At 61.1% G+C, this 18,376-nt stretch carries 14 protein-coding genes; 12 read left to right on the plus strand and 2 right to left on the minus strand.

Translation table 11 applies throughout. From position 1 onward, the window contains the following. Positions 1-3 precede the first annotated feature (3 nt). Together HV782_RS08785 and HV782_RS08790 are read right to left on the minus strand one after the other, a co-directional pair. Positions 4-3,387, minus strand: a complete 3,384-nt coding sequence (locus HV782_RS08785) for an Ig-like domain-containing protein (RefSeq protein WP_217890341.1) — start codon at positions 3,385-3,387, stop codon at positions 4-6. Positions 3,388-3,866: 479 nt separating this feature from the next. Continuing rightward, a complete protein-coding gene (locus HV782_RS08790) occupies positions 3,867-4,226 on the minus strand; it encodes a DUF6124 family protein (protein ID WP_186748458.1) in 360 nt (119 codons plus the stop codon). A 667-nt stretch (positions 4,227-4,893) separates the two neighbouring features. Here HV782_RS08790 and flhA point away from each other — a divergent pair. From flhA to HV782_RS08850, 12 genes are all read left to right on the plus strand, one after another. Further along, positions 4,894-7,023 carry a flagellar biosynthesis protein FlhA gene (gene flhA / locus HV782_RS08795; RefSeq protein ID WP_123465785.1) on the plus strand — a complete coding sequence of 710 codons (2,130 nt, stop codon included), beginning with the start codon at positions 4,894-4,896 and terminating at the stop codon, positions 7,021-7,023. 11 nt (positions 7,024-7,034) lie between these two features. Then, positions 7,035-8,375, plus strand: coding sequence for a flagellar biosynthesis GTPase FlhF (flhF, locus tag HV782_RS08800; RefSeq protein WP_123465787.1), 1,341 nt, complete (start codon positions 7,035-7,037; stop codon positions 8,373-8,375). Positions 8,376-8,491: 116 nt separating this feature from the next. After that, the gene (fleN, locus tag HV782_RS08805) at positions 8,492-9,322 is read left to right on the plus strand and encodes a flagellar synthesis regulator FleN (RefSeq protein ID WP_003222917.1); all 831 of its coding nucleotides are present in this window, start codon (positions 8,492-8,494) and stop codon (positions 9,320-9,322) included. Continuing rightward, on the plus strand, positions 9,319-10,059 hold the full coding sequence (gene fliA, locus HV782_RS08810) for an RNA polymerase sigma factor FliA (RefSeq protein ID WP_003222919.1): 741 nt from the start codon (positions 9,319-9,321) through the stop codon (positions 10,057-10,059). The genes fleN and fliA overlap by 4 nt, the downstream gene beginning before the upstream one ends. Positions 10,060-10,226: 167 nt before the next feature. Continuing rightward, a complete protein-coding gene (locus HV782_RS08815) occupies positions 10,227-10,598 on the plus strand; it encodes a chemotaxis response regulator CheY (RefSeq protein WP_003183998.1) in 372 nt (123 codons plus the stop codon). 18 nt (positions 10,599-10,616) lie between these two features. After that, the gene (locus HV782_RS08820; protein WP_095190695.1) at positions 10,617-11,405 is read left to right on the plus strand and encodes a protein phosphatase CheZ; all 789 of its coding nucleotides are present in this window, start codon (positions 10,617-10,619) and stop codon (positions 11,403-11,405) included. Positions 11,406-11,441: 36 nt separating this feature from the next. Further along, positions 11,442-13,718 carry a chemotaxis protein CheA gene (locus HV782_RS08825; RefSeq protein WP_186748457.1) on the plus strand — a complete coding sequence of 759 codons (2,277 nt, stop codon included), beginning with the start codon at positions 11,442-11,444 and terminating at the stop codon, positions 13,716-13,718. 49 nt (positions 13,719-13,767) lie between these two features. Beyond that, complete coding sequence (locus HV782_RS08830; RefSeq protein WP_123465791.1) at positions 13,768-14,904, plus strand: protein-glutamate methylesterase/protein-glutamine glutaminase; 1,137 nt, start codon at positions 13,768-13,770, stop codon at positions 14,902-14,904. Continuing rightward, positions 14,904-15,644 (plus strand): flagellar motor protein, encoded by a 741-nt coding sequence (locus HV782_RS08835; RefSeq protein ID WP_003222929.1) that lies wholly within the window; start codon positions 14,904-14,906, stop codon positions 15,642-15,644. The genes HV782_RS08830 and HV782_RS08835 overlap by 1 nt, the downstream gene beginning before the upstream one ends. Before the next feature lie 15 nt (positions 15,645-15,659). After that, positions 15,660-16,550, plus strand: a complete 891-nt coding sequence (gene motD / locus HV782_RS08840) for a flagellar motor protein MotD (protein ID WP_064586597.1) — start codon at positions 15,660-15,662, stop codon at positions 16,548-16,550. Positions 16,551-16,593: 43 nt separating this feature from the next. Beyond that, a complete protein-coding gene (locus HV782_RS08845) occupies positions 16,594-17,382 on the plus strand; it encodes a ParA family protein (protein ID WP_008077691.1) in 789 nt (262 codons plus the stop codon). Between the two features lie 2 nt (positions 17,383-17,384). Continuing rightward, entirely contained in the window at positions 17,385-18,341 is a 957-nt protein-coding gene (locus tag HV782_RS08850) for a CheW domain-containing protein (protein WP_186748456.1), read from the plus strand. The last annotated feature ends 35 nt before the right edge of the window (positions 18,342-18,376 follow it).

The following is an 18,376-nucleotide window of genomic DNA, read 5'->3' on the forward strand; positions in this document are numbered from 1 at the left end:
CGATTATGGTACTAAACATACGAGTAAGGTGGTGCTGATGTAGTTGTCGGGCGTTGGATTGGTTATTCCGTCTAATATCCACCATGTCCATGGCTCGACGGTGCCCCCGACCAAGTAGTCAATATAGTGCCCTGGGCGAGCGTGTGGGGCTACTGTTGGTCGGTTGAGGAGGGGTGCGATGTCAATGCCCCTCCCGTTGTCATAATCGGGGGAGCCGACCCTGGCGTATTTAACTAATAATGGTAGGTCAGCGGGCCCGATGAGGGCGCCCCCTAGAGATTGTCTCCACGCTAGTGCTTGTGCCGAGGTGCGGCCACCGCCCGGGTACTTTATTAGACGAAGTACATTGCGCACGATTACCTCGTAGCTGGCGTCGCGTCCCAGGCTGTCGGTCACATAAATACGGGTCGTTCCGTTCCACTCACTCCGCACGCGCCCTGTCGTCTCCTCAACCGAAGCGATGCCACTGTCGCCTGACCTATACCTGTAAGGGGGGACGCCACTTGACGGGGTTCGGTCGGCTGTGGTGCCGGCGGGGTCCTTTCCGGTACGAAGCCATCTGGGACCGGAATCCGCGATGGAAAGGTTGCGACCAGATATTACTAAAGTTGAGGTTTCTATGATGAACGCGGGGGCCACCGTAAGGGTTCGCGCGGCAGAAGTCTGCCCATTACCATACAACGCCTTGGCGGTAAAGCTATGTTCAGCCACAGCCAAGGCACTGACGAGCAGCGTCCAGACGCCGGTTGTGGGATCTGCGGTTGTCGGACCCTTGGAGGCAGCGCCGTCAAAGACTTCGACGTTCTGGCCATTGGCGGCGTTGCCGCTGAGGGTCACGGCCGTTTCGCTGGTGGTGCCGCCCGGTAGGATATCGGCCCCGCTCGGCGAGCCGTTGGCAGAGTCAATGGTCGGGGCAATATCTTCAATAACGCTCAAGTAACGCACATTCGAATAGACTGAACTGCTGTGATACAGCGATTTGGCATACAACCGGCGCGCGCCGACTGCAACCGTGATCGTGCGTTCCCACAGGCCTGTTATTTCATCCGCTTTCGCCATTCCCTTCGACACTGCGCCTGAACCGCTGCCATCGTAAACCTCGACGTCCTGCCCCTTGCTGGCGCTGCCTTTGAGTGTCAGCGATGTACTGACGGTAGTTTGGCGATCAGGTACCTCCATGCCTTTGTCGTCCAGCACATTGCTCAGCGTCGGCACCATGACGGTCGTGACGGTGAGCGTGTAGGCCGCAGAGGCGGGTTCGGCGCCGTACTTTCCTGTCGCGGTGAAACTGTGTTTCGTCACAGTCAGCCCCGACGCGGTGTAGGTCCAGATTCCGGATACCGGATCCGCCGTGACCTGATCCTTGACGGTGGCGCCATCGCGTATCTCGACGTTCTTGCCCTTGGCGGCCGTACCGCTCAGCACCACGCTGGTTTCAACAGTGGTGCCACCTTCGACGATTTCCTTGCCGCTTGGCGATCCCTTGACCGAATCAATGGTAGGCGGATCAAGCGCCACGGCTTGCCCCACCACAAACTCCAGCACATTGGAATAACTTGTGTCCTTGCTCGCATCCCGAAAAATCCGATACCGCACCGTCACCTTCTTCCCGCGGTTGGGTTCGATGTGTTGCGCCACAAACGCCGCATCCAGCGTGAAGTCGACGTCCTTGTCCTTGGACAGTGCATTGAGCTTTTTGAAATCTACCTTCTCGCCGCTGACTTCGCCGAACCAGGTGTAGGTGACGATATCGTTTGCTTCGGTCGGCCTGGCCACCGGGCGCGGAGCGGTGAGTTTGCCGACGCCGCCGGGCAGATCAGCCGGTTCCAGCGCGCCGTCCTTTTCGCCGAGGACGATCGGTGGCACCAGTTCGAATTTCGGTTCGCCGACGATCAAGCGCGCGGCGTGTTGTGAGGCGCGGCTGATGATCTCGTCGTTTTCCCCTGCGCTGAGCAGGTTGTACGACAGATCCAGCGAGCCGCCTTCCAGGGTTTTGCCGTGCCGGCCTTCGACGGTGATGATGAAACCGGCCGGGGCGCTGGCTTCTTCCTCCGTGGGAAAATACCAGTCCAGTGCCGGGTCGTAGCTGGTGTTGTCGGGGCGGGTGCCGAACCATTTCAGTTCGATGGCATTATCTGCGGTGATCGACAGATCGTAGGGAATGCGGATGCGGTAGTTGGCTGCGTCCGGGTCGAGTGCCCCCTGCGGCGCATCCAGCGCAATCGGTGCCGCCAGACGTGTCGGTTCGCCGACGACAGTGATGGTGCGTGACTTGGAGCGCTGGATGATCTTGCCGTTGCGCTCCAGTCCGTAGGAATAAATGGCTGAGCGTGTCCCCAGCGAACGCAGGCCAGGGTTGCTGTGCAGGATATCGACCTCCACCGGCGGGTTTTTATCAATGCTCTGGCGCACGACGATGTCGACGGATTTGTCTTCGGCCGTGGTGCCGGTGAGGCGCATGACGATGACATCGCCCCGACTGAACTCATTTGAATCCTCAGCCCAGACCTTCAGCAGCGGGAGGTCATCACCGAGTTTTTCCAGATCCAGAATAAGCCCGTCAGCCTGTTTAAGGATCGGCGCTAGCAGCCGCGAATTACCGGTGTCGACGACGATGCGCGCCTCCTTGCACCAGTCTTCGGACTGGTTGAGCACACGGTCGCGGATCATGTAGCTGACGGACAGGCCGGTGAGGTCCGAATCCCCGGCCGCCAGCAGGGTGGCTTCGTCGATGAGGATCCTGACCGGGTTGGCATCAGGGGCGTCGACCTGGGCCTGGGTGAGGGGGGCGGACAGTACGGTTTGACCGGCCCACCCGACATGGATCACATCCCCCGCGGCGGCATTGGGGTAGGGCAGGCCGGAGCCGGATTTGGGAGCGACAATCACCACCACGCCGTCCTTGACGTTGTCCTTGTCGACCCCGTCGCGCACGACACTCTCTGGCAGGAAGGCAATGGCCAGTTCGGAGTGACCATAGTCAGGGTCGGTGTCCTGGCCGCCGGGCAGTTCGAGTTTGACGAAGAGGGTGAGTGTCGGGCCTTCCTCGGGTCGCTGGGAAAAGCGGGTCACTTTGTAGGACAGTGTCGAGGCCCCGGTCAGCAGCCGCTTCGGCGGCACGAACAGGGTGACACGTTCGCCGATTTCGCTGGCGTCGTAGATGGTTTTTTGATCCATCACCGCGCCATGGAGCAGCAGTTCGACCTTGTCGCCCTCGTCCATGTTGTTCCAGGGTGGAATCTGGCACTTCAACCCCTTGTCGGGAAAGTTGAGTCGCGCGGCCGCGAGGTTGACCCCCCAGATGCCGTCGGGCAACAGCACGCCGCCCGTGATTTCCGGATCGTTCAAGGCGAGTGTGTTGATGTCTTTGCGGGGTTGGACGAGCATTGAAGGCACTCCTGCCGAGTGGGGGGGCGATGGAGTGATTAGGCGCCGGGAAGGCGAAGTTGGCACCTGTCAGATCTGACAGGTGCGTTGGGGTTTGCGACGAGTGGTCAGGGTGCGGCTTCAGGATCATCTGGCAACTGTTCCCGGACAGGTTCGACTCTGGCATGTCCTCAAAAGCAAAAGATCGCTGCCTTTGGCCGCTCCCTGATTTCTGCAAAAAACCGCCGGATTTACGGCGCGATTCCTGAGTGTGCTGCGATGAAACAAGAAAACCGCCGTCCCGGTTGAACGGGGCGGCGGTTTTTTTATGCATTAAGACTTGTGCTGGCTGTGAGGCCGCCTTCGCGGGCAAGCCTGCTCCCACAGGTTGTGCGTGTAAACACAGGTTTGTGGGCAACACCGTCCCCTGTGGGAGCGGGCTTGCCCGCGAAGGCGCCAGCGGCCACAACGCCTTGCTCGGTCCTTGTCACAGATCCCTGCTATTGGGGTAATTGCAGATTATCCAGCGCGCGGTTCACCGCCAGCTCACTCAGCATGATCAGTTGCGCAATTCCCAGCAGCGTCCGGCGCTGCGCTACCGGCAACAGGGCGGCGGCGTCATGGGCGATGGTTCTGGCTGAAGCGAGTGTGTCGCTGGCATCGACCAGCAGTTCCTCGTTTTTGAAGTCGGCGGTGACGGCGTACATCCCGCGGCTTCTGCGTGGCAGTGGGGTGGAGCCAGGTGGGCATAGGTAGTGATCGAGGGCGCGGTCGGCGGCTTCGTGGAGTTTTTTTGAGTCGAGGGATTCGTAGGGGGAGGTGGCGTCGGTTTCGGGCGGGTTGGGTGTTGGTTTGATCATGGTGAAGCTCCTTTGAGGTGGAGCCGCCAAATCCTGTCGCTAAACAGGAGGGGTGGCGGCTGTACGCAGGTTAGCGAACCGGTCAAAGGCAACCGGTAGACCCGAAGGTCTCCCGCATACAGCCACCATGACGAAATCGCGAAAATACAGATCCGCAACGAAGCCTGGAACGCTGATGCACCTTTGACTTGAGTTCGAGTCGCTAAACCCGATCGCTGATTCGTCAGCGACTGGACCACAATAGAACCCGCCCCCAAAGCGCACAAGCCGGCGGATTCTGGCGTAGCTGTAGGCAATGGCGCAAGGATGTGTAGCCTGTAAGACGTGTCTGAAGGTGTTTTTTAAACACCTTCGTTTAAATGAAGAAACTTGCGTCGAACATAAGGGCCCCTTCGCGAGCAAGCTCGCTCCCACATTTGGAATGCATTTCAATCTGACATTTGGAATGCATTCCCCTGTAGGCCTTCGCCTGCTCGCGATAGCGGTCTGTCTGGTTTGAATGTATTGACTGGAAAATCCTCATCGCGAGCAGGCGAAGGCCTACAGTGGTCGCGTTCACCTTCCTCTCTGTTTCAATCCTTGGCAAAAGTTGGAAAGCTTCTTGCAGTACCCGCCGTGAGCCCGCTCTGGGCGTCAAAAGTTTGCTTTAAAGGAACGGGGAAAACCGGTGGATCGCTCTCAGTTATTCAACACTGCTCGCTCGAATGTTGCCGACCTCAGTCGAGGCAATCTGGGCGTGCCATTGTTGCTGCTGGTCATGCTGGCGATGATGATGTTGCCGGTGCCGCCGTTCCTGCTCGACGTGTTCTTCACCTTCAACATTGCCCTGTCGATCGTCGTCCTGCTGGTCTGCGTCTATGCATTGCGGCCGCTGGATTTCGCGGTGTTCCCGACCATTCTGCTGGTGGCGACGCTGCTGCGGCTGGCGCTGAACGTGGCGTCGACGCGGGTGGTGATGCTCCACGGTCAGGACGGCCACGCCGCCGCCGGCAAGGTGATCCAGGCCTTCGGTGAGGTGGTGATCGGCGGTAACTACGTGGTCGGTATCGTGGTGTTCGCGATCCTCATGATCATCAACTTCGTCGTGGTGACGAAGGGTGCCGGGCGGATTTCCGAGGTGAGCGCACGCTTCACCCTCGACGCAATGCCCGGCAAACAAATGGCGATCGACGCCGACCTCAACGCCGGCCTGATCGACCAGAACCAGGCCAAGGCCCGGCGTTCCGAAGTTGCTCAGGAAGCCGAGTTCTACGGTTCGATGGACGGTGCCAGCAAGTTCGTCCGGGGTGACGCCATCGCCGGCCTGCTGATTCTGTTCATCAACCTGATCGGCGGCATGGCCGTTGGTATCTTCCAGCACAACATGAGTTTTGCCGACGCCGGCAAGGTTTACGCCTTGCTGACCATCGGTGACGGTTTGGTGGCGCAATTGCCATCACTGTTGTTATCGACAGCGGCGGCGATCATGGTGACCCGTGCTTCCGGTTCGGAAGACATGGGCAAGCAGATCAATCGTCAGATGTTCGCCTCGCCCAAAGCGCTGGCGGTGGCGGCGGGCCTGATGGCGGTCATGGGCCTGGTGCCGGGCATGCCGCATTTCTCGTTCCTGAGCATGGCCGCGCTGGCTGCCGGTGGCGCGTACCTGTTCTGGAAGAAGCAGAACGTCGCCAAGGTGCAGGCTCTGCAAGAGGTCAAGCGCCAGCAGGAGCTGCTGCCGTCGCCGGCCCGCGCCATGGAAACCAAAGAGCTGGGCTGGGACGACGTGACACCAATCGACATGATCGGCCTGGAAGTCGGCTATCGCTTGATTCCGCTGGTCGACCGCAATCAGGGTGGGCAATTGCTGGCGCGAATCAAGGGCGTGCGCAAGAAGCTCTCGCAGGATCTGGGCTTCCTGATGCCGACCGTGCACATTCGCGACAACCTCGACCTGGCCCCGAGCGCTTATCGCCTGACCCTGATGGGTGTGATCCTCGCCGAAGCCGAGATCTATCCCGATCGCGAGCTGGCGATCAACCCGGGGCAGGTCTACGGCACGCTCAACGGGATCAACGCCAAAGATCCGGCTTTTGGCCTGGAGGCAGTGTGGATCGAAATCAGCCAGCGTGCGCAGGCACAATCGCTCGGTTACACCGTGGTCGATGCCAGTACCGTGGTCGCGACTCACTTGAACCAGATTCTGTACAAGCACTCCAGTGAGCTGATCGGCCACGAAGAAGTGCAGCAACTCATGCAATTGCTGGCCAAAAGCTCGCCGAAACTGGCTGAGGAGCTGGTGCCGGGGGTGGTGTCGCTGTCGCAACTGCTCAAGGTGCTGCAGGCGCTGTTGGCCGAACACGTGCCGGTGCGCGATATCCGCAGCATCGCCGAAGCCATCGCCAACAACGCTGCCAAGAGTCAAGATACCGCCGCATTGGTGGCTGCGGTCCGGGTTGGCGTTTCTCGCGCCATCGTCCAAAGCATTGTAGGCACTGAGTCCGAGCTGCCTGTGATCACCCTGGAGCCAAGGTTGGAACAAATATTGCTCAATAGTCTGCAGAAGGCAGGACAAGGCTCGGAAGAGGGCGTTTTGCTGGAGCCGAGCATGGCCGAGAAGCTGCAGCGTTCGTTGATCGAAGCGGCGCAGCGTCAGGAAATGCAAGGTCAGCCGGTGATCCTCTTGGTAGCCGGCCCGATACGCGCGATGCTCTCGCGCTTTGGTCGCCTGGCAGTCCCTGGATTGCACGTGCTGGCCTACCAGGAAATTCCGGACAACAAGCAAGTGACCATCGTTGCGACAGTAGGGCCCAACGGCTGAGGTAGTGGTTTATGCAAGTTAAGCGTTTTTTCGCCGCCGATATGCGTCAGGCCATGAAGCTGGTTCGTGATGAGCTGGGCGCTGATGCCGCCATCATTGGCAACCGCCGCATTGCCGGCGGCGTCGAGCTGACGGCGGCGCTGGATTACAAATTGTCGGCGCTGGCGCCTCGGGTTCCGAACATGGAACTCGAAGACGAGCTGCGCAAGACCCAATCGCGCATCGTCACCGCCCAGGCCGAACTGAGCCTGCGTGGCGAAGCCGACGGCAATACCAATCGCCAGTTGTTCGCCGGGCTGCCGTTGACGGCCGGCCTGCCGCTGACTGCTGCCGAACCGTTGAGCGAGCCGGCCTACGCCGCTCCGGCGCGTCCGGCCCCGGCCCCTGCGCAGTCCTCCGGCGGTGTCGACCCGCGTGCGCTGGACTCGATGCGCTTCGAATTGAACAGCCTGCGCGAACTGATGGAAGTGCAGCTTGGCACCCTGGCCTGGAATCAGCTGCAAGGCAGCCGCCCGGCGCAGGCCAATCTGTATCGCCGTCTGCAGCGCATCGGCCTGTCCGGCCCGCTGTCGCGCGATCTGCTGTCGATGATCACCGATATCGAAGAGCCGCGTCAGGCCTGGCGCATGTTGCTCGCGCATCTGGCGCGGATGATTGCCGTGCCGGAAGTCGAGCCGCTGGAAGAGGGCGGGGTGATTGCCATGGTCGGCCCGGCCGGCATGGGCAAGACCACCACGCTGGCCAAACTGGCCGCGCGTTATGTGCTCAAATACGGCGCGCACAACGTGGCGCTGGTGAGCATGGACAGCTTCCGCATCGGTGCACAGGAACAGCTCAAGACCCTCGGGCGGATTCTCAATGTGCCGGTGACGCACGTTGATCCGGGCCAGTCGCTGGTGCAGGCGCTGGATCCGTTGCTGCGCAAACGCGTGGTGCTGATTGATACTGCCGGCCTGCAAGCCAGTGATCCGGCCCTGCGCATGCAGCTGGAAAGTCTGGCCGGGCGCGGCATCCGTTCAAAAAATTATCTGGTGCTGGCAACCACCAGCCAGAAACAGGTTCTAACCGCCGCTTATCACAGTTACAAGCGTTGCGGGCTTGCCGGGTGCATCCTGACTAAACTGGATGAAACGGCCAGCCTTGGCGAAGTGTTGAGCCTGGCGATCAGTCATGAATTGCCGGTCGCGTACCTGACCGATGGCCCACGGATTCCGGATGATCTGCATCTGCCGCGCCGTCATCAACTGGTCAGCCGCGCCGTCAGCGTGCAAATGCAGGAAGAACCCAGCGAAGAAGCCATGGCTGACATGTTCGCTGATATCTATCACAGCCCGACCAAGCAGGTAGGCTGAGGTATTCATGAACAGTTTTTGTACCTACATCGATGGCCTGCCATGCATTGTTCCGGTTGTGAACGCGCAGCCAGTAATGTGGCCTCCGTCTATGCAAGACAAGGTAAAGAAATAACATGGGCAGCATGCATCCCGTACAGGTGATCGCGGTGACCGGCGGCAAAGGTGGCGTCGGCAAGACTAACGTGTCAGTGAACTTGTCTCTGGCGCTGGCAGAGCTTGGCCGTCGGGTCATGCTGCTGGACGCCGACCTGGGGCTGGCGAACGTCGACGTTCTGCTGGGACTGACCCCCAAACGTACTTTGGCCGACGTGATCGAAGGCCGCTGCGAGCTGCGCGACGTCCTGTTGCAGGGCCCCGGCGGGATCCGCATCGTGCCGGCCGCTTCCGGCACCCAGAGCATGGTGCACCTGAGCCCGGCGCAGCACGCCGGCCTGATTCAGGCGTTCAGCGACATCGGCGACAATCTCGACGTGCTGGTGATCGACACCGCTGCGGGTATTGGTGACTCGGTAGTCAGTTTTGTACGCGCCGCGCAGGAAGTGTTGCTGGTGGTCTGCGACGAGCCGACGTCCATTACCGACGCCTACGCGCTGATCAAACTGCTCAACCGCGATTACGGCATGAACCGCTTCCGCGTGCTGGCCAACATGGCCCAGAGCCCGCAGGAAGGGCGCAACCTGTTCGCCAAGTTGACCAAGGTCACGGATCGCTTCCTTGACGTGGCCCTACAATACGTCGGCGCCGTGCCTTACGACGAAAGCGTGCGTAAGGCGGTGCAGAAGCAGCGTGCGGTCTATGAAGCCTTTCCGCGTTCCAAGTGCGCCCTGGCGTTCAAGGCCATCGCCCAGAAGGTCGACACCTGGCCGCTGCCGGCGAACCCGCGCGGCCACCTGGAATTTTTCGTCGAGCGCCTCGTGCAGCAAACGGCAGGACCAGTGCTATGACCGCCAGCGGTATGAATTACTACAAGAAGTCGGCACGCGACGCGCAATACGAGTTGATCGAGCGTTACGCGCCACTGGTCAAACGCATTGCCTACCACTTGCTGGCACGCTTGCCGGCCAGTGTGCAGGTCGAAGACCTGATTCAGGCCGGCATGATCGGTCTGCTCGAAGTCTCGACCAAATACGACGCCAGCAAAGGTGCCAGTTTCGAAACGTACGCGGGCATTCGAATCCGCGGCGCGATGCTCGATGAAGTCCGTAAAGGGGACTGGGCGCCACGCTCGGTTCACCGCAACACCCGTATGGTCAGCGACGCAATTCGGGCAATTGAAGCTAAAACCGGCCGTGATGCTAAAGATCACGAGGTTGCGGCCGAACTCCAATTGAGTCTCGACGATTACTACGGGATTTTGAATGACACCCTGGGCAGCCGCCTGTTCAGTTTCGACGACCTGTTGCAGGACGGCGAACACGAAGGGCTGCACGAGGATGGCGCCAGTGCTCATCTTGAGCCGTCACGCGATCTGGAAGATGAACGTTTCCAGGCCGCACTGGCGGACGCGATTGCCAATTTGCCGGAGCGTGAGCGACTGGTGTTGGCGCTGTACTACGACGAAGAGCTGAACCTCAAGGAAATCGGTGAAGTCCTTGGCGTCAGTGAGTCGCGGGTCAGCCAGTTACACAGCCAGTGCGCGGCCCGCTTGCGGGGGCGTTTGGGGGAGTGGCGAGCGCGCTGAAGGCAGTGTGGGGACACTGCGAACGAGGCTGGTGCGGTGATGAACGGCACCGGTCTTGCTCTGTTGTGCTCCAGACAGTCTTCGAGTGCTACGCCGGATTGATTGAAATGGCGCGTCCAGGTGCTGGGCGCGTTTAAGACTGCTTGGAGGTCGAATTGGACAAGAACATGAAAATCCTCATCGTTGATGACTTCTCAACGATGCGGCGGATCATCAAGAACCTGCTGCGTGATCTGGGGTTCACCAACACCGTCGAGGCCGACGATGGCACCACTGCCATTCCGGTGCTCAACAGCGGAAGCATCGACTTTCTGGTAACGGACTGGAACATGCCGGGCATGACCGGTATCGACCTGCTGCGCCACGTACGTGCCGATGAAAAACTCAAGCACCTGCCCGTGCTGATGGTGACGGCAGAAGCCAAGCGTGAGCAGATCATCGAAGCGGCCCAGGCCGGTGTGAACGGCTACGTGGTCAAACCTTTCACGGCTCAGGCGCTGAAAGAAAAAATCGAGAAGATTTTCGAACGCATCGGCTGATGAACGCGCGGGGGAGCTATGGAGCATAACGAATCTTCACAGGGCGATTTCGAGTCGACCCTGAAAAAACACGCGGTCGAACTGGTCGAGAGCCTTGAAAAAGGCAGGTTCGGCGACGCTGTGCAACTGATCCATGAGCTCAATCAGACCCGTGACCGCGGCCTGTATCAGGAAGTGGGCAAGCTCACGCGCGAACTGCACAGTGCGATCGTCAACTTCCAGATTGATCCGCACATGCCGCAGGCCGAGGAAGTGTCGCAAATCACCGACGCCACCGAACGCCTGGGCTATGTGGTCAAGCTGACTGAAGCCGCGGCCAACCGCACCATGGATCTGGTGGAAAGCGCCACCCCGGTGGTCAATGGCCTGGCTGACGAAGCCCAGGCCCTGAGCACCGATTGGGGTCGCTTCATGCGTCGCGAGGTCGGGGCTGAAGAGTTCCGCGAACTGGCGCGTCGGGTCGACGGTTTTCTGTCGCGCAGCAGCACGGACAACCGTGCGGTGTCGAGCAACCTCAACGACATCCTGCTGGCCCAGGATTACCAGGACCTGACCGGTCAGGTGATCAAGCGCGTGACCCAACTGGTCACCGAAGTCGAAAGCAATTTGCTCAAACTCGTGCTCATGGCCAGTCAGGTGGACCGCTTTGCGGGCATCGAACATGACCGCGCCGCGATGCTTGCAGAAAAAGATCCACAAAAACATCTCTCGCAGGGTGAAGGTCCGCAGATTCATGCCGATAAACGAGAAGACGTTGTGTCCGGTCAGGACGATGTGGACGATTTGCTATCCAGCCTTGGATTTTGAGTTTTAGGTTTTTAGACCTGTAGGAGCACCCCATTAATGAGCTTCGGCGCCGATGAAGAGATCCTTCAGGATTTCCTGGTTGAGGCCGGCGAGATTCTTGAGCAACTGTCCGAACAACTGGTTGAGCTGGAAAGCCGCCCGGATGATGCAGATCTGCTCAACGCAATTTTTCGCGGTTTCCATACTGTAAAAGGGGGCGCCGGCTTCCTTCAGCTCAACGAGCTGGTGGAGTGCTGTCACATCGCCGAAAACGTGTTCGACATCCTGCGCAAGGGTGAACGCCGCGTTGATGCCGAACTGATGGACGTGGTGCTCGAAGCACTGGACGCGGTGAACAGCATGTTCAGCGAAGTCCGTGAACGTGCCCCGATCACCGCCGCCACCCCGGAACTGCTGGCCGCGCTGGCGCGTCTGGCCGAGCCGCAAACGGCCGATCAAGCCCCGGCTTCACCGGTGGCCGAGATGATCGAAGAACTGGTCGTCGAAGGCGATTCGGGCGATTCGGGCGACATCACCGATAACGAATTCGAACAGCTGCTGGACTCGCTGAACGCCGTCAAGGCCGAAGCCGAAGCCCCGGTCGTTGCTGCACCGGTGCAAACTGCCGAAGCGGCCGCCAGCGATGAAATCACCGATGCCGAGTTCGAGTCGCTGCTCGATCAGTTGCACGGCAAAGGCCAGTTCGCACCTGACGCCGTTGCACCGACGGCAGCGCCTGCGGCACCGGCGGCGGGCGACAGCTCGGACATCACCGACGACGAATTCGAAGCACTGCTTGATCAGTTGCACGGCAAGGGCAACTTCGCCGTGGAAGCGCTGGAGTCGGCGATCGCCTCGGCACCGGCGGCACCTGCCGCACCGGTAGCCGCTGCTGCCGGCAGCGACCTGATCAGCGATCACGAGTTCGAATCGCTGCTCGACGAGCTGCACGGCAAAGGCAAGTTCGATGCAAGCGCTGCGACGGCCGGCTCCGCGTCGACAGTCGCCGCGCCTGCCGCCAAGGCTGCAGCGGCTCCGGCCGCCGCGCCGAAGGCCGCTGCCAAGCCTGAGCCAAAAGCTGAAACGCCAAAACCGGCTGCCGCTGCTGCACCGGCGCCGGCTCGTGCTCCAGCAACTCCGCCACCGGAAAAACCGGCGAGCGAAGCCGAGACCACCGTGCGAGTCGACACCGCGCGTCTCGACGAAATCATGAACATGGTCGGCGAACTGGTGCTGGTGCGTAACCGCCTGGTGCGCCTGGGTCTCAACAGCGGCGACGAAGCCATGTCCAAGGCCGTGTCGAACCTCGACGTGGTCACGGCTGACTTGCAGACCGCGGTGATGAAGACCCGGATGCAGCCGATCAAGAAGGTCTTCGGGCGCTTCCCGCGTCTGGTTCGCGACCTCGCGCGTCAGCTCAAGAAAGAGATCAACCTGGAACTGGTGGGTGAAGAAACCGACCTCGACAAAAACCTTGTCGAGGCCCTGGCCGACCCGCTGGTCCACTTGGTGCGCAACGCTGTCGACCACGGCATCGAGTCGCCGGAAGAACGCGAAGCGTCGGGCAAGGCCCGTGGCGGTCGCGTGGTGCTGGCGGCCGAGCAGGAAGGCGACCACATCCTGTTGTCGATCTCCGACGACGGCAAGGGCATGGACCCGAACGTCCTGCGTTCGATCGCGGTAAAACGCGGCGTGATGGACAAGGACGCGGCCGATCGCCTGAGCGATACCGAGTGCTACAACCTGATCTTCGCCCCGGGTTTCTCGACCAAGACCGAGATCTCCGACGTGTCCGGCCGCGGTGTCGGCATGGACGTGGTGAAGACCAAGATTTCCCAGCTCAACGGTTCGATCAACATCTACTCGACCAAGGGCCAGGGCTCGAAGATCGTCATCAAGGTGCCGCTGACCCTGGCGATCATGCCGACGCTGATGGTGATGCTTGGCAATCAGGCGTTCGCGTTCCCGCTGGTCAACGTCAACGAAATCTTCCACCTCGACCTGTCGACCACCAACGTGGTGGACGGCCAGGAAGTGGTGATCGTGCGGGACAAGGCGTTGCCGTTGTTCTACCTCAAGCGCTGGCTGGTCAGCTCCGCCGCTCACGAAGAGCAGCGCGAAGGCCATGTGGTGATCCTTTCGGTGGGCACCCAGCGGATCGGCTTCGTCGTCGATCAACTGGTCGGCCAGGAAGAAGTGGTCATCAAGCCATTGGGCAAAATGCTGCAGGGCACTCCGGGCATGTCCGGCGCCACCATCACCGGTGACGGCCGCATCGCGCTGATCCTCGATGTTCCTAGCATGCTCAAGCGTTACGCCGCACGGCGTATTTGAATCCGGGGCAGCGGGGCGACAACGTCCCGCTGCACCTAATGGAGTGTTTATGGCAGTCAAAGTCCTGGTGGTGGACGATTCGGGTTTTTTCCGCCGCCGCGTCTCGGAAATTCTTTCAGCGGATCCGAGCATTCAGGTGGTCGGCACCGCAACCAACGGTAAAGAGGCGATTGATCAGGCCCTGGCGCTCAAGCCGGACGTGATCACCATGGACTACGAGATGCCGATGATGGATGGCATCACGGCAGTGCGGCACATCATGCAGCGCTGCCCGACCCCGGTGTTGATGTTCTCCTCGCTGACCCACGAAGGCGCCCGGGTAACCCTGGATGCGCTGGATGCCGGCGCGGTGGATTTCCTGCCGAAGAATTTTGAAGACATCTCGCGTAACCCGGAGAAGGTCAAGCAACTGCTGTGCGAGAAGGTCCATAGCATCTCGCGCAGTAATCGTCGTTTCAGTGCCTACAGTGCGCCGGCTCCGGCCGCTGCACCGACGCCTGCGCCAGCACCGGCGGCATCGAGCTTCAGCAGCCACAGCACCAGTGCTCCGGCTCGCCCGGCACCGGCGCCTGCTCCGGCGCGCGCTCCGGCCGCCAGCGCTTCGTCGCCGGCACCGAAACGCAAAGCCTACAAACTGGTCGCCATCGGTACTTCGACCGGTGGCCCGGTTGCCCTGCAACGGGTGCTGACCCAGTTGCCGGCGAACTTCCCGGCACCGATCGTGCTGATCCAGCACATGCCGGCGGCGTTCACCAAGGCGTTTGCCGAGCGTCTGGACAAGCTGTGCCGCATCAGCGTCAAGGAAGCCGAGGATGGCGACATCCTGCGTCCGGGCCTGGCGCTGCTGGCGCCGGGTGGCAAGCAGATGATGATCGACGGCCGTGGCGCGGTGAAAATCCTCCCGGGCGACGAGCGTCTGAATTACAAGCCGTGCGTGGACATCACCTTCGGTTCCGCGGCCAAGTCCTACGGTGACAAAGTTCTGGCGGTCGTCTTGACCGGCATGGGCGCCGACGGCCGTGAAGGCGCGCGCCTGCTCAAACAGGGCGGCAGCTCGGTCTGGGCGCAAGATGAGGCAAGCTGCGTGATCTACGGGATGCCGATGGCCATCGTCAAAGCCGACCTGGCTGACGCGGTCTACGGCCTGGACGACATCGGCAAGCACATCGTCGAGGCGTGTATCTGATGGATGTTCTAAGCCTTATCGGGATCATCATGGCGTTCGTCGCCATCATCGGCGGCAACTACCTGGAAGGCGGTCACCTCGGCGCGCTGGCCAACGGCCCGGCAGCGCTGATCGTCCTCGGTGGCACCATCGGTGCCGCGTTGCTGCAATCGCCGATGAGCGCCTTCAAGCGCGCCATGCAGATCCTGGCGTGGATTCTGTTTCCGCCACGCGTGGACCTGGCCGGCGGCATCGACCGCGTGGTCAACTGGAGTCTCACTGCGCGCAAGGAAGGCCTGCTCGGCCTGGAAGGCGTGGCCGATGCCGAGCCGGACAACTACTCGCGCAAGGGCTTGCAACTGCTGGTCGACGGCGCCGAGCCGGAAGCCATCCGCAGCATTCTTGAAGTGGATTTCTACACCCAGGAAGCCCGCGATATCGAAGCGGCGAAAGTCTTTGAAAGCATGGGCGGCTATGCGCCGACCATCGGTATCATCGGCGCGGTGATGGGCCTGATTCACGTGATGGGCAACCTCGCCGATCCGACGCAACTGGGCAGCGGCATCGCCGTGGCCTTCGTCGCGACCATCTACGGTGTGGCCAGTGCCAACCTGGTGTTGCTGCCGGTGGCGGCCAAGCTCAAGTCAATCGCATTGCGGCAGTCGCGTTATCGCGAAATGTTGCTGGAAGGAATTCTGTCGATCGCCGAAGGTGAAAACCCACGCTCTATCGAGCTGAAGCTTCAGGGCTTCATGGATTGATGGGGGTAATGGACTATGGCTCGCCGCAGGCATCAGGAAGAACACGTTAACCACGAGCGCTGGCTCGTGTCCTACGCGGATTTCATCACGCTGCTGTTCGCTTTCTTCGTGGTGATGTACTCGATCTCGTCGATCAACGAAGGCAAATACAAGGTCATTTCCGAGGCGCTGATCGGGGTCTTCACCGACTCCGACCGCTCGCTCAAGCCGATCCCGATCGGTGACGAACGACCGAAAACCGTGACCCCGGCCAAGCCGCTGGTCAAGGACGCCGAGCAGGTCGACGCCGGGATCGCCGGGGCCAGTGATCCGCTGAAAAGCATCGCCGATGATATCAGCGCCGCATTCGGCGACTTGATCGCTTCCAACCAGATGACCGTGCGTGGCAACGAGTTGTGGGTCGAGATCGAACTCAACTCCAGCCTGTTGTTTGGCAGCGGCGACGCGATGCCGAGCGACATCGCGTTCAACATCATCGACAAGGTCGCGGCGATCCTCAAGCCGTTCGACAACCCGATCCACGTCGAAGGCTTCACCGACGATCAGCCGATCCGCACCGCGCAGTACCCGACCAACTGGGAACTGTCCTCGGCGCGTTCGGCGAGCATCGTGCGCATGCTGGCGATGCAGGGGGTGAACCCCGGGCGTCTGGCATCGGTGGGGTATGGCGAGTTCCAGCCGGTGGCCAATAACGCCACCGCCGAAGGCCGCGCAAAGAACCGGCGCGTGGTGTTGGTGGTGTCGCGCAATCTGGATGTGCGCCGCAGTCTGACCGGCACCGGCACCGCCAATGCACAACCGGACGCGGCGTTGAAGCGCGCTGGCACACAAACTGCACCGACCCCGGTCAAGACGCCGGGACGCGAGAGTGCCGTCAATTCTCCGTCACCCGCATTAATACGCTGAGCTATGTCTCGGTCGAGCATCTCGACCGGGAGGAACGAACCGAATGAGAGTCTGGGCAGTCGCCAATCAAAAGGGTGGTGTCGGTAAAACCACATCTTCCATCGCTTTAGCCGGATTGCTGGCGGAGGCGGGCAAGCGCGTGGTTGTGGTCGACCTCGACCCGCACGGCTCGATGACCAGCTATTTCGGCTACGACCCCGACAGCCTGGAACACAGCAATTACGACCTGTTTCTGCACAAGGGCAGCGTGCCGCAAGGCCTGCCGGGGCAGTTGCTGTTGTCGACCAGTGACGAGCGCATTTCCCTGCTGCCATCGAGCACCGCGCTCGCGACCCTTGAGCGTCAGTCGCCGGGGCAGAGTGGTCTGGGCCTGGTGATCGCCAAGAGTCTGGCGCAGTTGTGGCAGGACTTTGATTACGCAGTGATCGACAGCCCGCCGTTGCTCGGCGTGCTGATGGTCAACGCCTTGGCCGCGAGCCAGCAACTGGTGATCCCGGTGCAGACCGAACACCTGGCCGTCAAAGGTCTGGAGCGCATGGTCAACACCCTGGCGATGATCAACCGCTCGCGCAAACAGGCGCTGCCGTTCAGCATCGTGCCGACCCTGTTCGACCGCCGTACGCAAGCCTCGATGCACACCTTGCGCGTGCTGCGCGACAAATTCCCCGACGAGATCTGGCAGGGTTATATCCCGGTCGATACCCGTCTGCGCGACGCCAGCCGGGCCGGTGTCACGCCTTCGCAATTCGACGGCAAGAGCCGTGGCGTGCTGGCTTACCGCGCGCTGCTCAAGCATCTGTTGGCGCAACAACTTGTTCCGCAGGTGGCTTGAGCATGAATCGGCCGATCAAATTGACGTCGCGTCCGCAACTGGCGTTGCAATCCTATCTGGATGGCTTGCTGCAGGAGATTCCTGACGAGTTGCTGCCAGTTGAGGCGCCGGTCGAGGTGATCGAAAGCACCGAGGCACTGGACGAGTTCCAGGCCGCGGTACTGGAGGAACAGGCGCGTGACGCCCTGAAAGCGGCCAAGCCTGCCGCACCGGTTGCTGCGCCTGCCGCCGCCCCGGTGGCCAAGGCCCCTGTCACGTTGCTTGAAGAGGCTGAGCCGGTGCGCGCAGCGGTTTCGACGCTCGCGCCCCTGCTGCAAACCCAATTGCTGAAAACCACGCCGGAACCGGCGGTGGTCGAGCCGGCTCCGGCTCCAGTTGCGCGTACGCCGGTCGAGCAGACCCTGGTCCCGCCGCTGGTAGAAGTGCATCTGCCGCCGAGCAATACGCCGCCACCGGTGGAAACCGATGGCCGCCCGGCCTGGGCTTCGGAAGCGTTCGAATGCCTGCTGTTCGACGTTGCCGGGTTGACCCTGGCCGTGCCGCTGGTGTGCCTCGGCTCGATTTATTCGCTGGCCGGCCACGAGCTGACGCCACTGTTCGGCCAGCCGGAATGGTTCCTCGGGATTCTGCCGAGCCAGGCCGGCAACCTGAAAGTGTTGGACACCGCACGCTGGGTCATGCCGGATCGCTATCGCGATGACTTCCGTCAGGGCCTGCAGTACGTGATTTCGGTACAAGGTTACGAGTGGGGGCTGGCGGTGCATCAGGTCAGCCGCTCGTTGCGTCTGGACCCGAATGAAATCAAATGGAGAAGTCACCGGGGTCAGCGGCCTTGGCTCGCCGGCACCGTGATTGAGCACATGTGTGCATTGCTTGACGTTTCCGCACTGGCCGAGTTGATCGCCAGCGGTGGGGCAAAGCACCTCGGCGGCCACAAGCCGCTACATAAACCGACGTAGCAGCCGACATAACAATCAGGCGACGGCATTGTTGA

The sequence above is a fragment of the Pseudomonas monsensis genome (assembly GCF_014268495.2).
GTDB classification, from domain to species: domain Bacteria; phylum Pseudomonadota; class Gammaproteobacteria; order Pseudomonadales; family Pseudomonadaceae; genus Aquipseudomonas; species Aquipseudomonas monsensis.